Here is a 20411-nt window from a genome sequence, read left to right on the forward strand (position 1 = left end):
CCCCCCTTTTCTAATCAAAAAATTCCGAGAAAGTTGATTTTTCTGGCATCTGTATGCGCAAAGAAGAAATCTCCTGGGTGAATCGTTTCACAACAATTCACGCCCCTCAAAAGCCGATTCCTGCAGGAGATCTTATCAATTGCCCCAAATGGTTTTTGAGGCAGCCCTAAAAGGGCTTTATTGTAACGCATCAGGAGGTGGTAAAAATCCACTGCGGATGAAATACGAGAAGTAGGTTGTCATCAGTTGATCGTCTAATGGGGGACAGACCAGATTGATGTCTGCCAGGCCTGCCTGGATGTTTTGAGTATCAAAGTGAATGGCATTCGTTTGGAAGTAGATCTCGGGAACCGATAGCGGGTAGCCGGATAGGGGTTCCGTCAGAAACGGCAGGAAAGCATGGAGTGCGTGGTCTGGATGTTGAGCCTGATCGCGAACCGCAGTCAGCCATTGTTCATAGGGAACTGTCTTCAGTGAATAGCCAAATTGCACCATCCACTCGACGAGTTGCGTCCACATGAGCGATCGCGGATTTGAGAAGTTAAAGGCGTCTCCCAGGGATGTTGGTTTTTGGGACAGATGTACGATCGCTCGACTGATGTAATCGACCGGCGCGATGTCCATCGGCATGTTCCAATCTGGGGCTAGGCCCATGTGGATACAGCCTTTGATGAGACTGCGCACGAAATCGGCTCGATTGCAGATCCCCGTTTGACTATGGCCTTCAATCCAGGCAGGACGGTAGATTGCGGCAGGAATCCCTCGCGCTTGAGCCTGATTAATTAACTGCTCTGCGACCCACTTACTCTGGGTGTAGCCGTAGAGCCCCTCCAATCGTTCAGGCTGATCCTGGCTACGAATGCTCTGTCCATGTTCATAGGCGATCGGTGAGAATACTCCTACGGTGGAAACAAAATGAACAGGTTTTGTCCGGGTTTGACCTGCCAGTCTCAAGACTTCTTCAGTGCCCAAAACATTCGCTGCTTTTAGTACAGGGTAGGGATAGATAAAGTTGACTAGCCCGCCATTGTGATAGATGCTGTCGATCGTCGCACTCAATCTTCGGAATGTCTCCTGGGCCAGCCCTAAATACGGCTTGGATAAATCACCTACAACGGGGATGATCCTGTCAGCCTGCTCCGATCGCCATAAAGAATAGTGTTCTAGATTACGCTGTAGCCGTTGCCTCGCTGTTTCCGTGTCGCTGGCCCGCACTAAGCAGTAAACGTTGGCAGAAGTTTGCTGGAGCAACTCATGCAAGAGAAACGCTCCAAAAAAGCCGGATGCTCCTGTGAGTAGAACATTGGCGGGTTGGGCTGTGGGGGCGATCGCCTTTCCATTGGCTCTGATAGCTGCGTCCAGAACAACTTCTGCCCGTAGATCAAGGGGGGAAGGTTGGAGGGTTGTTGGTGTTGGCGCTGTTCTCTCCTCAATCAGGGGTGCCAGTTGCCCGATAGTTGGAGCCAGGAAAAGGTTGACCAGGGAAAACTCAATGTGAAACACACGTTGGATTTGGGCCAGAACTTGAGCTGCCAGGAGAGAGTGACCGCCCAGATCAAAGAAATTGTCGTGAATTCCTACCCGTGTGGCTCCCAAAACCTGTTCCCAAATCATGGCTAACTGTTTTTCAGTGTCGGAGCGGGGTGCTGTGAAATCCCTCAGGTTCAGGGATTCTCGGTGAGGTGCAGGGAGGGCATTGCGATCGACCTTACCATTGGGTGTTTGGGGCAATGACTCCATCAACACGATCGCCGAAGGCAGCATGAATTCCGGTAGTTTTTCCTTGAGATGACTCCGCAACTGTTGCACGATTTGGCTGGTGCTGTGGTTCTGTAAGGGGTTGTTGCTGTAGGAATGCCACGGGCGCACTGGCACCGCAGATGATGGTTTTAGCTGAATGGTGGGGGTGGGCGATCGCTGAAAGACCACATCAAAACAATCCACCTGCTCTGACCACGTAATAGAAACGTGGTAGGCCCATTCCTGCCCTAAACTCCACAGCAATTCCGGGTCAATCCCAGTTGGTTCCCGGTTCACCAAGGCTGCCTTTAGCCCCGCCACGGTTTGAGAAGCCTCCAGGGTAGAGAGCATACTCATCGCTTCGAGATCAGCAGCAATGCGTGCATTCTTCACCTGCGTTAGGGCCAGAACCTCGGGCTGATGGTGCTGCAATGTCTGACGGATAGCCGCTGGAGTCCAACCTGAATCCCAAACATGAGGATTTACGGTCAGAGTATCCTGCTTGGAGCCAACGTGGAGAATGACATCGTAACGGAAACGGGTCATTTCAGTCTGATGCTGACCGTGTTTCAGTTGCAGCTCAACCTGGCTGATGGTAGGAAGATGATCTTGGAGAGCCGTAAAGAAGGACGGGTCGATTAACAACTCAGTCTCCTGAGCAACGTGGTCACGGACCAATTGCTGGACCTGGGCAAGGGGTAATTCGTCTGATGCCTGATACAGTTGAACCGATGTATGGAATGCTTCCAACAACGATAAACAGCGCACATCTCCGACAAAAACAGAACCGCCTGGTTTGACAAGGTTGACTGCTGTTTCTAAAACCCGTACCAGATAGTCAACGTCAGGAAAATATTGAATCACGGAATTGAGCACAACCGTATCCACAGTTCCCGGCTCTATATCTCCAAGGGCATCGGCGCTACGGGTAGCGAGTGTGACATGGGAATATTGTTCTGGGTTGCGCTGCAACTGCTGCTCAACATACTGGATAGCGGCTTCTGAAAGATCAAAGCCAAGATAATCTTGACAATGGGGTGCAATGCGGAATAGCAAAAGTCCGGTACCGCAACCGATTTCTAACACGCGATTGGGCCGCAGGGAAAGAATGCGATCGACAGTGCGATCGACCCATTCCTGCATGGCTTCCATTTCATAGGGTAGCCCGGTATAGCTGCTGGTCCAGATGCCGATGTTGAATGTGGGATCGGCAATATTGCTGCTGGATGTCCGGCTATAAGCTTCGTTGTAGATGGCTTGCCATTGCTGGAGTTGTTCTGCCTGAAGGCTGGCTTGAATGTCTGTTGGGCTGCCCATTCCCTCTGACGTAGACTTCGGCACCACGTAGGCAACCAACCGCTTATCACCGGGCTGATCTTCCCGGGCCACAACAACCGCCTCTCGAATGCTGGAATGCTGGCTAAGAGCTGCTTCGATGTCTCCCAACTCAATCCGAAATCCTCGGATTTTCACCTGGTGATCGACCCGTCCCAGGATTTCCAGGGTGCCGTCCGGTCGATAGCGGCCCAGATCCCCCGTTTTATACAGGCGGGTTGCTGTTCCATCCAGTTGCCCCCAGATAAAGCGCTCAGCGGTCAACTCTGGACGGTTTAAGTAGCCTCGCGCTAACCCGTCTCCGCCGATGAAGACTTCACCTGGTACGCCAATTGGAACTGGGTTAAAGACGTCGTGGGCATGGGAGTTGAGGATATAAATGTGGGTGTTGGCGATCGCCCGTCCCACAACCACAGGCCCATCCCCTGGCTCTACCGGATGAAGCGCCGACCAAATCGTTGTTTCCGTTGGGCCATACATATTCCAGAGAGACTGACATCTTGGGAGTAGTTGGTTTGCTAGTTCTCTGGGTAATGCCTCGCCGCCGCAGAGAAGCTTTAAGCTACGATTTCCCTGCCATCCTCCCGCAAGCAACAACCGCCAGGTTGCAGGGGTTGCCTGCATCACCGTAGCCCCCGATTGCTGAAGCGCTCTGGACAATTGAGTTGCATTGGAGGCAACCTCACGGCTGACCAATACCAGGCGTGCTCCGACAATCAAGGGGAGATATAGTTCCAGAGCGGCGATGTCAAACGAAATTGTCGTCACAGCAAGCAGTGTGTCCTGGGCAGTTAAACCTGGTTGTTGCCGCATGGAGTGCAGAAAATTGGTCAGCGCCCGATGTTCGATCTGCACCCCTTTGGGCTTGCCTGTAGAACCCGAGGTGTAAATGGTGTAGGCCAAATGGTCAGCGGTGACACCGCTATCGAGATTTTCCTGGGGCGCGATCGCAATCTGTTCCCAATGAGTATCCAAACAGACGATCTGGGCCGTATGAGTTGGCAGCTTCTTGACCAGTCCATGCTGGGTCAGCAAAACTGAAATCTCAGAGTCCTCCAGCATAAACGCCAGTCGTGCCTGGGGATAAGCCGGATCGAGAGGCACATAGGCCCCTCCTGCTTTGAGAATGCCGAGCAACCCAATGACCATTTCGAGCGATCGCTCCACACAAATCCCTACCAGGGTTTCTGGTTTCACCCCCAGCGTTTGCAGATAATGCGCCAATCGATTGGATCGCTGGTTCAGTTCCCGGTAGGTGAGCGATCGCCCTTCAAACTCAACAGCGATCGCATTAGGGGTTCGTTCAACCTGCGCCTCAAAGAGTTGATGCATACAGGCTGAAGGAATATCGGCCTGGGTCTGATTCCAGGTGCAGAGTTGCTGCTGTTCGGTGGGAGTGAGCAAGTAGAACTCGGACAGTTTTTGATCCGGGTTCGCCACAATTTTATCCAGCAGAATTTGAAAATGCTCGGCTAAACGGGCGATCGTGTCGGCATGAAATAGGTCTGTACTGTACTCAAAGTAGCCGGTTAAACCCGTTGGAGTTTCCGCTAACTCCAGAAATAGGTCAAACTTGACGGTTTCGTTGTCGATCGCCAGTTGCGTTAAGGCAACACCTGGTATCCCCCAGGCTGAGGTGCGCGTGTTCTGTAAGTTAAACACCACCTGAACCAGTGGGTTTTGATTCAGATCACGGTCGGGCTGGAGCGATCGCACCAGTTGTTCAAAAGGCAAGTCTTGATGGGCATAGGCTTCCAGGGTCGTTTCCCGCACCCGCTGGAGCAATTCCCGAAATGTCGGTTGTCCAGACAAATCGGTTCGCAGCACAATCGTATTGGCAAAAAATCCGATCAGCGCTTCCAGTTCTGGACGGTGGCGGTTGGCGAGGAGGGAACCGATCGCAATATCGTCCTGCCCACTGTAGTGAAACAGTAGAGTTTGAAAGGCCCCTAGCAGGGTCATAAACAGCGTAGCCCCTTCCTGGTGACTCAACTGCTTCAGGCGTTCGCTCACCTGATGAGACAAGCTCAGAAAATGACGAGCACCACGATAGCGCGTCGTCAATGGACGGGCATAATCCGTCGGCAGTTGTAGCATTGGTGGCAAGCCTGCCAATTTTTGTTTCCAATAGGCAAGCTGCTGTTCTCGAATGTCATCTTGCAGCCATTGACGATTCCATACTGCAAAATCTGCATATTGAATCTTCAACGCTGGTAATGCAATAGACGTGTGAAAGACGTAATTTTGGTAAATCGTTGATAATTCGTGGAGCAGGATTGAGAGCGACCAACCATCACAAACAATGTGATGAAGGTTGATGAAAAGAACGTGCTCCGTGTTGCTCATGCTAAATAACGTGGCACGAAGCAACAAATCCTGAGTTAGATCAAAGGGTCGGCGCGATTCCTCTAGAATCAGCCATCCCAGTTCTGTATCTTGTTGGGTGACGGGTAGTGAGGGGGCGATCGCCTGAGGCTCTAAATCAACCACGTTTAGATGGAACGACATCGAGGGACGAATAACCTGAACAGGCTTACCATCCACGATTAAGAAGTTTGTTCGCACCGCTTCATGGCGATCGACAATGGCCTGGAAACTTTGCTCCAGTGCTTGAACATCCAGCGACCCCTCAATTCGAAATGCTTCAGGTACGCTGTAGAACGGATGGCTTGGCATTAACTGGTCAAGTAACCACAATGGCTCTTGCACATAGGCTAGAGGCAAGTCTGTATTCCGTGGCACAGGCTCTAGCTGAAGTGGTGCAGTATCGGAGGACTGCTGCGCAACAATAGTTTCGGCCAGTTGCCGCACGGTTGGAGCATCGAAGAGGCACCGCAACGACAGCTCAACCCCAAATGCATCCCGAATCCGAGACATCACCTGGGTTGCCAATAACGAATGCCCACCCAACTCTAGAAAATCGTCATCAATTCCAATATGCTGTAAACCCAGCACCCCGGCCCAGATCTGCGCGAGTGTCGCTTCTGTCGCGGTGCGAGGTCGTGTGAGACTTTCGACCTCAGGCTGATGTTGTGGAATGGGTAGGTGCAGACGATCCACTTTTCCACTCGGTGTGAGGGGAAACTGATCTAAAACCATCATGCTATGGGGCAGCATGTAGTCAGGAAGCTGTGTTTTGAGAAACTGACGCAACAGCTTTGGCAACCTGGCAATATCATCGTCCGTCAGCTCTGGGGCCACAATGACATAGGCAATTAAACGCTGACGCGAATCATCTTCACGGGCGATCGCCACCGCTTCTTGCACGGCCGGATGTTGTTCTAGAACCGCTTCAATTTCTCCCAATTCAACCCGAAAACCTCGAATCTTAACCTGTTGATCGGCCCGTCCCAGGTATTTCAAATTACCATCGGGCAAATAACAGGCTAAATCTCCTGTTTTATAAAGCCGTTCCGTTGATCGCGTGGTCAGCGGATTGGCAATAAACCGTTGGTGCGTCAGGTCGGGACGATTGAGGTATTCGCGGGCAAGACACAGCCCTCCAATGTAGACTTCTCCCGCCGTTCCCTCGGGTACGGGTTGCAGTTGCGGATCCAGCAAATAAATTTCAGTATTGGCGATCACGCGACCAATGGGCGGCAACAGTTCCCATTCTGACGGTGCCCCCTGCATCGTGTAGGCAGTCACGACATGGGTTTCCGATGGGCCGTAGTGATTATGGAGGGTGCAATCGGGCATTTGGCTAAACCAATGAGCGATCGCCGGAGTAATCCGCAACTGCTCCCCAGCCGTAATGACTTCGCGCAGATGCGTTGGAATAGTACCCGTGTCACAAGCCGCATCTGCCAAGTGTTGTAGCGCAACAAATGGCAGAAATAATCGTGCAATCTGGGCTTGATTCAAGCACTTCAACAACTCCAGTGGGTCACGGCGTCTGATGTCGGAAATCAGTACGAGTGTGCCGCCCGTGGTCAGAGTGGCAAAGATTTCTTGAAACGAAACATCAAAGCTAATCGGGGTAAATTGCAGGGTTTTTGCCCCTGCGGTAATCGATGATTGCTGTTGCCACTGAATCAAGTTAACCAGTGGAGCATGGGGCATGGCAACGGCTTTGGGCCGTCCCGTTGAGCCAGAGGTATAAATCACATAGGCTAAATGCCCTACCTCAACTTCGCTGGTTGGATTGGCCGTGCTGAGCTGAGTGATACTCTGAGCTTCTGTATCCAGACAAATTGTTGAAATCGTGCCCGATGGGAGATGAGGTAGCAGGTGACTTTGCGTCAGCAGTAATGGAGCTTGAGCATTCTCCAGCATGTAGTGCAGCCGCTCGACTGGATAGCTCGGATCGAGCGGCAGGTAGGCTCCTCCTGCCTTCAGAATCGCTAATACGCTGATCACCAGATCAAACGATCGATCAACGCAGAGACCTACTGGGGTATCGGGTTTAACCCCGTGGGATTGCAAAAAATGTGCTAGTTGATTGGCGCGATCGTTAAGGGCTTGGTAGGTTAAAAACTCACCCTGACAATCGGAGGCAATTTCTTTATAGGCTTCGAGTGCGATCGCCTCTGGGCACTGACTAACCTGAGCTTCAAATAGGTGATGAATGAGAGAAATATCGGAATTAGACGCATAATACTCATTCATGGGCATAGGCAAGCCCACAGCAGCAGAAGCCCCTTTCATCATGTATGTACCTGTAAAATTAAGCTAGCCGCATTGCAACAGGTTAGAAAAATCTGTGCTGATTATGGCCTAAATCGCAAAAAAGTATTTAAGTAATTTTCCGGATAGTCTAACGAGATTTCAGTAATTCCCTGGATAAGATTAGAATATTTGATTAATGACCTGAATGGCTTTGAAAATCTGTGTGGAAGCCGAAAACCTAATTTAGGAGGGGTGTATACGTACACACTTTTCTCAAATTAGGTTTTCAGATAGACTCCAAGTAATAGCTAGGGCGGTTCTCGAGAAAATAGAATACGTTGATATTAAAGCTGCATGGCATATTAATGACTGGGATTGCAGAACTTACACTGATTCAAAGTTTCGAGGTACTCCTTTGAAAACTATTGCACAAAAGATTACAGCTTGAATCAGCAAGAAGAAAAAATCTGCTCTTGGATCAATGGCCCCTACAAAAGTAAAAACAGCAGGAGACGGAAGGGCTGAATCTGATGTATTTGCGACTAAAAAAACAAATAAGTTATTAATACAATGAACACCTAATGCTAACTCCAAACCACTGTCTTTAAGAGTTATAAAAGCGAAGAAAACTCCATAGGCAAAATAGGTAAGAGCACTCCATATGAATCCGCGTTGCATTTCCGGATTACTAAAGTGAGGTAGCGCAAATATAAAACTTGTTATCAAGATTAAGATAAACTTGTTCCTGGTAATCAAGCTTAGTCCCTGCATTATATACCCTCTAAAGAGAAACTCTTCGACTGAGGTTTGAATGGGCATAAGAAATAGTGCGAGAGGTAGGAGTAGAGACCATTGACCTACATCAAATGTATAAATATAGCCTTCTGGATGCAGAATTACATCTAAAAAAGTAAGAATCAAGAGTTGAAGACCCCATATACTAAGTCCTAAAAATAATCGTCCAGTGTCGATAGATGAATTCGGATTAACTAACGAATAGAATTTTCGTTGATGAAGCCATTTGACTGCAAGAATTAAAATTGCAAGTAAAAAAATAAAAGGGATGGAGGTGGAAACAAAGAAGTTTATGTAAGAAGAATCCAAATTTAAAGATAAGACAGAGTGAAAGAAAATAGCAATGTAGCCGCTTAGAAACCACCAATATAAAATAATAGTTAGGATGACGAAAGAATAGAGCCACCACTGATTCTTGCCCTGATAAACTGAATCTAGAAAATTTTTACTCATCTTGGTTTTGCTGACTGGGTGCACGTTACTGATGCGGTTAGCTGGCAAGATTCAGAATATTTACGCTCTCTAGCGCCCATGAAGGGCCAGGAGCCTCAGAACACAGAGAAGTTTCGACCCGGTAAAATTACTCGTCCTCACGTTGTTGCTCCAAAGCTCGACGGCGCTTGAGCCATCCTGTAATGATTGCCAACACGAAGGTGCCCAGAAGGGCTACACCTAATAGCACTCGCCCACCTTCAAAGAGGCCAGCGCCAAGGGCAACGAGCGGTGGTTTCGCAACCACAATACTTAAGCTCAAAGCAGTCATGAAACTGCGCCATGACATTTGGGTTAATCCAACGGCATAGCACACAAAATCAAACACCCCTGTCATTAATACCCCGGTAAATAGGAAAAAATTACCTTCCAGGTAGGTGTGGCTTAGATGGTCTATTTTACCTATGAAGCGTTGACCTACCAGGGTTTCTACAAGTTCCCTGCCATAGCGTTTTGCAATGAAGAAATTGACAGTGCAGGCGATTAAATCTGCGATCGCAATCACAATTAATCCATTGACGAAACCAAATAGAGTTCCTGCCAAAATCGAATAGGCAGTTCCGGGCAGAGCTGGGATTACAATGCTGGTCAATCGCAACAGTAACACAACCAGTGGTGCCCAAATACCGAATTGATTAACATTGGCTCGAATTTGTTCGATACCCACCTGATTGACAAACCAGACAACGAGGACAGCACCAATCACCAGCACACTAAATTCAAGAATTCTGATTCCTGTTCTTTTCTTCATAGCTTAGATGCCTAAAGGATCAGTTTAGTCTCTATGGTATTACAGACCCCTCGCAGTTATTAGAAGAAATAACGTTCATGATTGCCAGAGGCGAGCTTAATCCGCCAATTACGAGGCCTCTCACCATCAATTCAATAGAACAGAACGGAATTGCATAGACTAGTAGGCTACGGCCTAAGTTCGTTGCCTATTTTTTGTGGTGGGGTGCGAAGCACCCCACCACAAAAAATAGGTTATACACTTCTGCCCCAGCCTACTAGACAATTACAATTTTGGAACGTTGCTCCCTGTGAGTATCACTATCGTGTAATCTCAAACAACGGAACTTTTATCCGAAATGCCGACTTTAACAGTCGTGGCGGGTAGTGTAATTTAAACCCACTGCGGTAGTTTCTATAGAGTGGGCAGAGCCACTTCAACCTATCAGCACTTCGATCGCCCATGCTACAACCTGGACAAATTCTACAGAATCGTTACCAACTGGATCGTTCTTTGGGGAAGGCAGTAGGGCGGCAAACTTGGCTGGCGCAGGACATATCTCTGCAACCACCGGAACCCGTTGTCGTTAAACTACTATCGCTTGGAGACGGCATGCAGTGGGAGGATTTGAAACTGTTTGAGCGGGAAACTTTGGTGCTCAAACAGCTCAATCATCCCCAGATCCCCAAATATCGTGATTCTTTTACGATCGAAGATCGGCTTTTCTGGTTCGGGTTGGTTCAGGATTATTTGCCTGGGGAGTCTCTTAAGCAACTATTGCAGCAGGGAAAACACTTTAGTGAGAATCAGGTTCGCCAGATAGCAACCAGTTTGTTAAAGCTTTTGATTTATCTTCATGAGCTTAGCCCACCTGTCCTGCATCGGGACATCAAACCCAGTAATGTGATATTGGGGGAGGATAAGCGCGTCTATCTGGTTGATTTTGGTGCAGTGCAGAACCGGGCAGCGGCGGAAGGCGCTACCTTGACTGTTGTTGGTACCTATGGATACGCACCGATAGAACAATTTGGTGGACGGGCCGTTCCTGCCTCTGACCTGTATGGGTTGGGCGCGACGCTGATTCATTTAGTGACCGGGGTATCTCCGGCTGAGTTGCCGCAGAAGGATCTGCGGATTCAGTTTGGCGATCGCACTAGCCTGAATCCTACTTTTGAGCAATGGATCAGCCGCCTGGCGGAACCAGATGTAGACAATCGCTTCCCATCCGCAAGGGAGGCTTTGGCTGCTATGCAGGATCAACCCCCTAAGCCTGTGTACCGAGTTCAATCACCCCCGTTGCCTCCTCCTGCTCCCTTGCAGGAAATTATCGAAACACGATCCTTTACTGCTCCCACTGGAGCTAACATCACCGTCCAACAAAGTCCCGAAAACTTGTCAATAACAATTCCTGGTCCCAACCGCTGGCAATTGTTATTGCTCATCCCCATTGGGGTTGCGCTGACAATCTTAGGAGCCATGTTCAGTCCCGTGTTGCCTTATCTCATGGCCTCTTTTTCTGTTGTCTTCTTTGTGATACTGATCGTTGTGCTGCTTGTCGTAATGATCTACTGGGAATTCTTGCCTACTTTTGCCGAATTCAACCAGCAAGAATATTGCATTTACAAGCGTCCATTTGGCTGGCTAATTTCTATCGATATCGGTGAAACCCGTGCTATTAGAGATGTTTTTCAGACCGTAAAGACCTTTGGTAGTGGCAAAAACCGTTATGAAGCTAGAGTGGTTGTCCTGCAAGTAGGACGGACAGAAGTATTTCTGGGTAAGGGCTTAAGCGAAGAGAATTGTTACTGGTTAGCGGAAGTTCTACACCGGTGGTTGAGGCTCAATTAATCCTTTGCTGGACAATTGGTTAAATAACCATCATCAGGAGTGGTGCATGATGCCAGACAAAACTATAGTTGATGCAATTGTTGGAGTAAGAGAAATAACGTCATGAATGCTCAGAACTCGGACTTGACTAGCAGCGTAATGCCTCGGATGCCCATCACCAACACGGGAGAACCGACAGCGATTGTGCGTGCATCTGAGGGATAAAGTTCAGCCGGCCAGGAAGAGGCGATCGCTTTTACCCGTCCTGTCTGGTGAATGGACACCTCCGCTTCTAGAATGCCAGGGACAGGGTGTTGAAACAGTTCTACTTTATCGGGGCTAATCCACATAACGTACCTCCAGAAAGCTTATGGGGGAATATGGCTGAGGCACTTATTACCTTTACCGTTACTTACGCCTGACGCATGAGGAGGGTATGCGGTTTCCACTTATTTAGAAAGCTATGGAGGATATTGTCAGGCTACTCTCCCCGACAATCCTTTAAAGGAACGTTATTATGCAAGCGATCGTACGTTTCCAACACGGCTTACTGACAAGCGTTCATGGGGCATACCTGCATATCTATCGGTTTGGGAAGAGGTACATAAGCATTTGCCTCTCTCAAAACCGATAAATGTGTTCTCTACGCTGACAGCAATTTTTCAAGGATTTTACCAACAGTTTATCTTTCGGAGTTTTAATATCTACTAAGTAATCAAGCCCCAGTACGGGAACTCCTGCAAGCTGATTTACTAAACGTGCCAAAAAAATTCGAGGAACAGACCTCAGCAGTTTCCACTGCAATGATGCCTTATCCACCTACGCTAGTAGTACGGGTGGTGCTTTAGAAGGGCGATCGCTCATTGTCATATTCCGCTGGATGGCCTGAGCTAGGGCCTGCTTTGAAACTGTCTGAGAAGATTATTTTTCGTACACTAAGCGCACGAAAAAGTAACCCTTAAGCGAACCCTAGCATTCCTGTTCCAATGGCTACGGTTGCACCGGCAACTGAAAGTTCAAAAAGATAGAGGGAGCGAGCGCTACAAGCGTTTAGCAAGCTTGAGCTTGCCCACTCTGGCAATGGCGAGTTGCGATACAAATACCCGGCTTGGCTCAGGATGAATCAAACTTAAGGAGAATTTGTCTATTTCAAAAGTTAACAGTTATGCTAAATGGCTCATTACCAAAGTATCAAAACTGCTTAAGTGATTAGTTAATCTAACGTCCGATATAGGGCTGTCATTTGGAACGCTACTACCATGATTTTCAGTTGCATTTTAGGTAGAACAGATGACATCTCAAGTGAACACTGATCAAGTAAAACGCGAGCTAGAGGACACCAAGGCACAGCAACGTACATGGATTGATCATACCTTCCGGGATAGTGAGGGTAACCTTGTAATTGCTCAAGTACCCAATCTGCCGATTCTAGTTGGATTAACAGCAGCTTTGCTTCAATTTGTACTTCCGAGTGGAAACATCCAAACAACGTTTGGCTTAATAGGGTATGGTGCATTGTTCACTTGGGCATGGCAGGAACTCTTTGCTGGAGTCAACTACTTCCGGCGATCGCTCGGCTTGTTCAGCCTCGTGGGTCTGATTGTGCTGGGGCTCAAGCTCATCTAGATAACAGTTGTGTTCCAAACGTATGGTTGATTGCTGTGAAAGGGGTGATGAGTGCTTCTTCTATAGCAACCAACCATACGTCTATCACATGAATCCGCTTTGATTCCTGATGGCCAAACAGACGCTACCATCTGCATCGATGACTGGAATACCACGTACATTCATATAGGGATATTCACCCTCATGCTGCCGAATGCGAGTTTCAGCCTCATAAGGAGTACGTGTATTGAGTGCTTCACAAAACGAGCTGATCAATTCTGTAATAATCATGTGTTGGATACTTGGCGAACGCACGATAACCTCAGTGGGTCATGGTTCAACTGCGTGGATGGGATGTGGTGAAAGGGGCACGAAGTGCCCCTTTCACCACATCCCATCCACATCTCTAGAACGCTATCATCTCAGTATGAAAATGAAGCGAAAAAGATCAACTGTGGCAGCAATGGCGAACGATGGAGTGCATCAACCTTCACTGAAAGTTTGTTTTCACTAAAAAGCTTGTTTCCAGCAGAAAGTTGGTTTTCAGCAGTTGGGTAATGGTCTCTGCTGGTGCAGGGCGGCTGAAATAAAATCCCTGGCCTTCGTGACAGCCCTGCATCCGCAAGTAATTAAGTTGCTCCTGGGTTTCTAAGCCTTCTGCTGTAATTTTTAACTGGAGGCTCTTACCTAATGCAATGATAGCGTTCGTTACTGCAATGCTATCAGGGTTAAACGGCACATCTTGCACAAAAGATCGATCGATCTTGAGCATATCTACCGGAAATTGCTTCAAGTAGTTCAACGAAGAATACCCCGTTCCAAAATCATCCAGTGCTAGGAATACTCCTAATTCTCGTAGTTGTTCTAGAGTCTCAATTGATTGCTTAATATCAACCATTAATGAACTCTCGGTTACTTCTAATTCCAGATAACATGGCTGTAAGCCAGTTTCTACCAGAATTTGCTTAATTTGCTCTACTAGGTTGGGTTGTTCAAATTGTCGAGCCGACAAATTAACAGATATTCGAAGGGGCGGAAATCCTGCCAGTTGCCAGGCCCGATTTTGAGCACAAGCTGTTCGCAAAACCCATTCTCCCAGAGAGACGATTAACCCGCTAGACTCAGCAATCGGGATAAACTTAGTTGGCGAAACCAGACCAAGTGTAGGATGCTTCCAGCGCAATAGCGCTTCGGTTGCTGTGATTTCTCCGGTTTGTAAGTTGACTAACGGCTGGTAATGAACTTCCATTTCGTTGCGCTCAAGCGCTCCATGTAATTCATTTTCTAACGTCAATCTTTCTTGCAGCTGAGCAGTAATCTCAGGTGAATAAAACTGGTACTGGCTACGTCCTCGTTGTTTTGCAGTATGAAGGGCAGCTTGAGCTTGTTGCAAAAGTTGAGCGATGCCATTGCGATCCTCAAAATGATTGATTGTTATCCCAATGCTACTAGTGACGTGAATCAGGCTGTTCTCTATTAAAAAGGGCTTTGCTAGTGTACTCAACAGTAACTGAGATTGTTTAATCACACTTTCTAGGGAAGAAATCTCGGTCAGAGCAATTGCAAATTCATCTCCATCTAGCTTCGCAAAGCTGTTGGTTTGGGGAAGACAGGTGATTAAGCGCTGAGCGATCGCCCTCAATAGCAACTTTGTGGTCTCACGCTGCCTTGTGTGGCTAATGCCCACAAAATCGTCAATCCCCAGTACAAGAACGGCTGTAAGACCTGAGTGATTTTGAACTTGAGACATCTGGTAGAGGCGATCGCAAAATAGGTCACGATTAGCCAGTCCTGTCAAATCGTCGTAGCTGCTGATGTAATGAATTAATTCATCAAGTCGATAGAGCGTATGGGACGTATTTGCCATTAACAGACCTGCTTCATCAACAAAGTGTGTTGGTAGTTCAGGTAATTTTTTAGTATCCAGATAGTTCTGCAATGCGGCAGATGTCAGTAATACGGGATTTAGGAGATGACGTAGAGCATAAAGGGTGGCGGCTGTACCTATTAATGTTGCCACTAAGGCAGTGACCAGTACTCGTATCGCCATTTCCCAGGAGTAGGCACTTGAGATGACAAAACTTAGAAGTAGAGCCAGAAGTGGGACATGAGTACCCAGAAAAGCAACTAGCATAATTTTGGCTATGTAGCTTTTTCTCAGCAATCTGAAACGATCCAGGAAGGAGTATAAGTGCAGCATGTAAGCGAGCATTCCAGATTCTAAATCAGGTGAAGAGGTCTTAAATGGGTTATCCGGTAACGGTTTTGTGGGAGAGTACTTTTGCCTAATAACCCAGAAAAAATGTCCTTTAGGACAATAAGCATAGAAGAAGAATACTCTGATGCTATATAACGGCTACTCTCTGTGTCATCAACATTTAGCTTAGATTTCTCATAAAATTACTGAATTTAGAAACCTTATAAAGTAATACAGCGCTTTGCGCTTGAATCAGCCACGGTTGTTGCAACCAGTTACAGCGCTTGAAAAGCGCTGTAACTGGTTGCAACAACCGCTTCTCGTTGTTCCAAATGGATTTTTATTAGAACGTTCTGAGCTGCGCTCAACGGCAGCTTTATCTCGGCTTTACTTGATCAATACTCTAGGCAGTTTTTCTGAAACCCTTGACTTTGCGTACGCGAAGCATAGGCAAAGCAAGGGTTTCAGAAAAACTGCTCGAACAATGTCTACGATGGCTGTGCAAGCCTGCTTTTAACGGTACCAATATAGTTATCCCTACACCTGGAACCCCTAGCATAACTAAAATTACTGCATTCCTCTAAAATTTGGGCATTCTAGAGCCAGGTATATTCAACTACCTGATGTCTATGGCAACCCTCATCCCTAGCTTCTCTACTTGCTCCCAGCGTATGACACCGGGAGAACGTCGCCTTGCCCAACGGCTAGAAAGTAAGCTGGAGGATGATTACCTGCTCTGGTACAACGTACCGATAGGCCGCAAACGCCTTCACCCTGATTTCATCCTGCTCCACCCACTCCGAGGCATTATCGTTTTGGAGGTGAAGGATTGGAAACTCAGTACAATTCGGAGCATCGACCCGGATAATGCCATCCTCATAACACCCAATGGCGGTAAGGCGGATCGCAATCCCCTACGGCAGGCGCGGGAGTATATGATGGCGATCGCCAATCTCCTCGAAAAAGATTCGCTGCTCATCCAGAGCACCGGCCCCTATGCCGGTAAACTTGCCTTCCCCTACAGCTACGGCCTGGTGCTGACTAACATCACCCGTAAGCAATTTGACACTGCTGACCTGGGAGCTATCCTCCAGCCCAACCTCGTCATCTGCCAGGATGAAATGTATGAAGATGTAGACCCGATGGAATTTCAGCAGCGGCTCTGGAACCTTTGCACCTATAACTTTGGTGAGTTGCTGACAACAGCCCAGATCGATCGTGTTCGCTGGCACCTCTTCCCGGAAGTGCGTATTGGAGAACAGCTTTCCCTTTTCCCGGATGACATCTCAGAGGAGGGGATCGCCATCCCTGACCTGATTCGGGTGATGGACATGCAGCAGGAGCAGTTAGCTCGCAGTCTGGGAGAAGGGCATCGGGTGATTCATGGGGTTGCGGGTTCTGGTAAAACCCTTATCTTGGTGTACCGCTGCCTAAAGCTGGCTGCTGAGCTGAATAAGCCCGTCCTGGTGCTGTGCTTTAATAAATCCCTTGCGGCACGGCTGCGGCACCTACTGAATGAGAAGGGGATAGGCGATCGCCAGGTTCATATCCGCCACTTCCACGGCTGGTGTATGGAGATGTTGCGCCAGCATGCTGTTCCTCAACCGAGCAGCAACCAGTTTCAGGGGACGGCCTATGTGGAGGAGTTAGTACAGCGAGTCATCCAGGCGGTTGAAGCTGGAACTATCCCCGCTGGCACCTATGGAGCTGTTCTCATCGATGAGGGGCACGACTTCCAACCCCATTGGCTGAAACTGGTGGGGCAGATGGTGGACCCCAGTACCAATGCTCTGCTGTTGCTTTATGATGATGCCCAGCATATCTACGGCAACCAAAAAAAGCGAAAGTTCAGCTTTAAGAGCGTTGGTATTCAAGCTCAGGGGCGCACTACGATCCTCAAAGTGAATTACCGCAACACAGAAGAAATCCTTTCTGTTGCCTATACCTTCGCCAAAGAGTACCTGTCCCCAAATGCATCCCAAACAAACCTGGATGAATCTGCTTTGGGAACAACTGGAGATAGTGAAGATTCTCCGTTGCTGGTGCTGCCTGAAAGTGCCGGGCGACGAGGGCCACAACCCCAGCTCATCAAGTTACCCAGCTTTAATGCAGAAGTCGAGCACCTGATAAACCGTGCCCGGCAACTCCACGAGAAGGGGATTGCCTGGAGTGATATGGCAGTGGTGTACCGCAGTCAGTGGATGGCCCAGAAGGTGTGCGATCGCCTTCAGAAAGCCAATGTCCCGGTGGAATGGATCAACCAGGCTGGTAAGCAAGGCTATCACCCTAGCCAACCCAGCATTAAGCTTGTGACGATGCACTCCTCAAAGGGGTTGGAATTCCCGGTAGTCTTTATTCCTGGTTTAGGGTTCCTGCCGAATACCCATAGCACCCCAGAAGAGGAGGCCCGGCTGCTTTATGTGGCGATGACACGGGCGATTGATCAGTTGGTGATGTCGGGAGATCGCTCCTCAATGTTTATGAAGCGGCTGGATGCCGTCATTGGTTCGACAGACAGAAGTAAGCTACCTGTAGAGCTTGAAACAACGGACTAAAGAGATGGTTATCCCTTCCGAAATTTGAGACTGAATTGTAGAACGTTAGGGCTATAACTCACCCTGCCACGCCACAGACGAAACCAGAAAGCTCAGCATGCTTACAAAACTTTTCGTTAAAATTACTGCTTTTTTGGAATCTTGGGCATTCTAAATCTAGGTGGATTTAACGATGTACTTTCTGTGGCGACCCTGATCTTTCCTTTTTCCCATGCTATGCCTTCAATGAGTCCCTTAAACGGGTACACAGACCCCAGTGGGAACAATTGGAAGCAACAACGATTAATCGCTTTGAAGCTCACATCTTTGATAACCCACACCATGAAGCGTGATGTGCGGTTTGTAGGAACATGGGCGCTCGGCTTTGCCGCTCCGTTAGGAATCGCCCTGTCAACAATATCGTGTCACTTCCGCTGAAACGGCCCAGCCGAACACCCTCAGCATTTGTAAAACAGTTAAAACCCCAATTGGTGCAACCAACCATGAACTTAGAATATTTCTCTCAGCGTGCCTTGAACCTCATGTATTCCGGTGCTCTTTACCGAGAGCGGTTGATCGAGGTGTATTGCACACTCAAAGGCTACGAAGCAGGTGAAATCTCCGACAGAGTGATGCAGTACGCCCTGGATCGCTACGACCCTGAGTTAGAAAAACTTTTTCCCTTCCCCCTATCCTAGTGGAACTCGCTGCCAGCCAGGGTATCAGCACCATTTGGAAGCATGGCCGCAAGTTTATCAGAAGGAGGGTGATCGCCCTCTCCATTCTTTAGCGATCGCCCTTCTTAAGTTCTTCGCAGGGTTGTTTTTTCGTGCGCGAAGCGCACGAAAAAACAACTTCTAAAATAAACCCTAACCTACGACTAAGAAGTCCTTATTCGTCAGCGATAAGCCAGCTGATACTTTAGCAATCTGAATTTGAGACGCTCCTCCAATGCCGTCAGCATCGAAGTACACCGCTCCAGTGGATTTGTTGTAGATAAAGCGATCGCTACTATCTTGAGCTCTTGATCCAAGCCGAAATTGACCGGTTGTAATGTATCCTGCTGCTAATCCAGAACCGAAGCCAGTTCGATCAATACAGAAATTGTCATCCACAACGCTAAAATCCTTAATCGTGTCAATTCCTTGCTGCGGAGCAACGAAGAGAAATCCATCTTGCCCTGATCCACCTGTTATGATGTCATCTCCTCCGAGACCTGCTAAATAGTCGTTCCCGCCGCCGCCAGAGATGGAGTTGTTGGCAGCGTTACCGTGGATAGTATTATTTAGGCCGTTACCCGTTCCGTTAATAGCATCAGTGCCATCCAGGGCTAGGGACTCGACATTTGCTGACAAGGTAAAGCTGACGATGGAGCGCACACCATCATTTCCCCCAGAAGCAGACTCAAAGACGGTGGTGGTTGCATTCTGGATATAGTAAACGTCGTTGCCGCTCCCTCCAATCAATTGGTTACTACCCGACTCCCCATTAATGTGATCGTCACCGTTGTCACCCCGAAGAACGTCATTGCCATCACCGCCCCGGAGCACATCATTGCCATCGCCACCCGAGAGAAGGTTGTCGGCGGCGTTACCCCAGATCTCATTATCTAAACCATTGCCCGTGCCGTTGGCAGCATTGCCCTCCAAAGCTAAGTTGTCGACACCGAAGGTCAACGTATAGCTGATGCTAGAACGTACAAGATCAACCCCCTCATTAAGTTCCTCAATAACGCTGTCACCTACATGATTGACATAGTAAATGTCGTTGCCGGTACCACCCTGCATGATCTCGCTACCATCACCCAACATCGTGTCATTACCGTTGCCACCATAGATAGACTGAGAAAAGAGACCATCACTAGCGCCAGCATGAAGCCAATCGTTACCATCGTCACCAGAGAGTATATCGTTACCACCGCCACCATAAATTATGTCATCTCCTCCTAGTCCCCTAATGACATCGTTCTCAGCATAACCATTGATATCGCCGTAGAGAGTATTTGAGTTGTCATTTCCAGTAATGTTAGCCATTTTGATTTTTCCTACAATAATTGCGGTTTGAGTTGGAAAAAAAGAGCAAATATCAAGTGCGCAATCGTTAAGACGAATGACTTCGTACATAGCGCAAACACAAAACACTTGATGAAATACAAGACACTTCAAAAGTAGAAGTTACATTCATCAATGAATAAAGAATTGATTGAATGTGTTATCGCCTTTGATATTTAGACTGTAATTCTTTATCGATTCAAAGCCCTTCACCCGACTGCATGAGGGATACAAAGGGTATGAACTTCTATCTATATAGCTTTTGCCAATAAGCCATTTCGATATCGAATAATGGATGAATCGTCAATAGATAGAAGTTCATATGTTGTGTAACCGAAATGTTATAAAAAGCTTGCTAAGAGTAAAGTAGCTTGATGGAATTGACTAGTACTCGGCGGCATAAATAAGCCTATGGTTTAGAACGCCAGTAACTTACCCTTGAATGTCCATTGAAAGGGCTTTGCCATCGTTTGGTTGAAGTAGTCAATAAAGGAAAG

General features: G+C 48.0%; 10 protein-coding genes. 4 read left to right on the forward strand and 6 right to left on the reverse strand.

All coding sequences use genetic code 11. The annotated features are described in order from the left end of the window. Positions 1 to 177: 177 nt before the first annotated feature. The 3 genes from H6F91_RS23280 to H6F91_RS23290 form a co-directional block, all read right to left on the reverse strand. Complete coding sequence (locus H6F91_RS23280) at positions 178 to 7725, reverse strand: non-ribosomal peptide synthetase (RefSeq protein ID WP_190773190.1); 7548 nt, start codon at positions 7723 to 7725, stop codon at positions 178 to 180. Between the two features lie 342 nt (positions 7726 to 8067). Then, entirely contained in the window at positions 8068 to 8931 is an 864-nt protein-coding gene (locus tag H6F91_RS23285; RefSeq protein ID WP_190773191.1) for a type II CAAX endopeptidase family protein, read from the reverse strand. A 127-nt stretch (positions 8932 to 9058) separates the two neighbouring features. Then, complete coding sequence (locus H6F91_RS23290) at positions 9059 to 9721, reverse strand: VTT domain-containing protein (protein ID WP_190773192.1); 663 nt, start codon at positions 9719 to 9721, stop codon at positions 9059 to 9061. A gap of 441 nt (positions 9722 to 10162) precedes the next feature. Between H6F91_RS23290 and H6F91_RS23295 the strand changes: the two genes are divergently transcribed. Further along, a complete protein-coding gene (locus H6F91_RS23295) occupies positions 10163 to 11548 on the forward strand; it encodes a serine/threonine-protein kinase (protein WP_190773193.1) in 1386 nt (461 codons plus the stop codon). Between the two features lie 110 nt (positions 11549 to 11658). Here H6F91_RS23295 and H6F91_RS23300 read toward each other — a convergent pair whose 3' ends face one another. Further along, complete coding sequence (locus H6F91_RS23300) at positions 11659 to 11877, reverse strand: NfeD family protein (protein WP_190773194.1); 219 nt, start codon at positions 11875 to 11877, stop codon at positions 11659 to 11661. 940 nt (positions 11878 to 12817) lie between these two features. Here H6F91_RS23300 and H6F91_RS23305 point away from each other — a divergent pair. Beyond that, the gene (locus tag H6F91_RS23305; protein WP_199308015.1) at positions 12818 to 13153 is read left to right on the forward strand and encodes a hypothetical protein; all 336 of its coding nucleotides are present in this window, start codon (positions 12818 to 12820) and stop codon (positions 13151 to 13153) included. Between the two features lie 469 nt (positions 13154 to 13622). Here the strand turns inward: H6F91_RS23305 and H6F91_RS23310 are convergent, their stop codons facing one another. Then, on the reverse strand, positions 13623 to 15344 hold the full coding sequence (locus tag H6F91_RS23310) for an EAL domain-containing protein (protein ID WP_190773195.1): 1722 nt from the start codon (positions 15342 to 15344) through the stop codon (positions 13623 to 13625). Positions 15345 to 15958: 614 nt separating this feature from the next. Here H6F91_RS23310 and H6F91_RS23315 point away from each other — a divergent pair. Further along, a complete protein-coding gene (locus H6F91_RS23315; protein ID WP_190773196.1) occupies positions 15959 to 17884 on the forward strand; it encodes a 3'-5' exonuclease in 1926 nt (641 codons plus the stop codon). Positions 17885 to 18366: 482 nt separating this feature from the next. Further along, positions 18367 to 18561: a hypothetical protein gene (locus H6F91_RS23320; protein WP_190773197.1), complete on the forward strand. Its 195-nt coding sequence runs from the start codon at positions 18367 to 18369 to the stop codon at positions 18559 to 18561. A 171-nt stretch (positions 18562 to 18732) separates the two neighbouring features. Here the strand turns inward: H6F91_RS23320 and H6F91_RS23325 are convergent, their stop codons facing one another. Then, positions 18733 to 19896, reverse strand: coding sequence for a calcium-binding protein (locus H6F91_RS23325; RefSeq protein WP_190773198.1), 1164 nt, complete (start codon positions 19894 to 19896; stop codon positions 18733 to 18735). Positions 19897 to 20411 lie beyond the last annotated feature (515 nt).

The organism is Leptolyngbya sp. FACHB-8 (genome assembly GCF_014695575.1).
In the GTDB taxonomy this organism is placed as follows: domain Bacteria; phylum Cyanobacteriota; class Cyanobacteriia; order Elainellales; family Elainellaceae; genus Vacuolonema.

Bases quoted from the DNA above. Each gene is read 5' to 3' on its own strand.
- H6F91_RS23315 (WP_190773196.1), top strand. From the start codon at position 15,959: ATGGCAACCCTCATCCCTAGCTTCTCTACTTGCTCCCAGCGTATGACA.
- H6F91_RS23285 (WP_190773191.1), bottom strand. From the start codon at position 8,931: ATGAGTAAAAATTTTCTAGATTCAGTTTATCAGGGCAAGAATCAGTGG.
- H6F91_RS23305 (WP_199308015.1), top strand. From the start codon at position 12,818: ATGACATCTCAAGTGAACACTGATCAAGTAAAACGCGAGCTAGAGGAC.
- H6F91_RS23310 (WP_190773195.1), bottom strand. From the start codon at position 15,344: ATGCTCGCTTACATGCTGCACTTATACTCCTTCCTGGATCGTTTCAGA.
- H6F91_RS23325 (WP_190773198.1), bottom strand. From the start codon at position 19,896: ATGGCTAACATTACTGGAAATGACAACTCAAATACTCTCTACGGCGAT.
- H6F91_RS23300 (WP_190773194.1), bottom strand. From the start codon at position 11,877: ATGTGGATTAGCCCCGATAAAGTAGAACTGTTTCAACACCCTGTCCCT.
- H6F91_RS23295 (WP_190773193.1), top strand. From the start codon at position 10,163: ATGCTACAACCTGGACAAATTCTACAGAATCGTTACCAACTGGATCGT.
- H6F91_RS23280 (WP_190773190.1), bottom strand. From the start codon at position 7,725: ATGATGAAAGGGGCTTCTGCTGCTGTGGGCTTGCCTATGCCCATGAAT.
- H6F91_RS23290 (WP_190773192.1), bottom strand. From the start codon at position 9,721: ATGAAGAAAAGAACAGGAATCAGAATTCTTGAATTTAGTGTGCTGGTG.
- H6F91_RS23320 (WP_190773197.1), top strand. From the start codon at position 18,367: ATGAACTTAGAATATTTCTCTCAGCGTGCCTTGAACCTCATGTATTCC.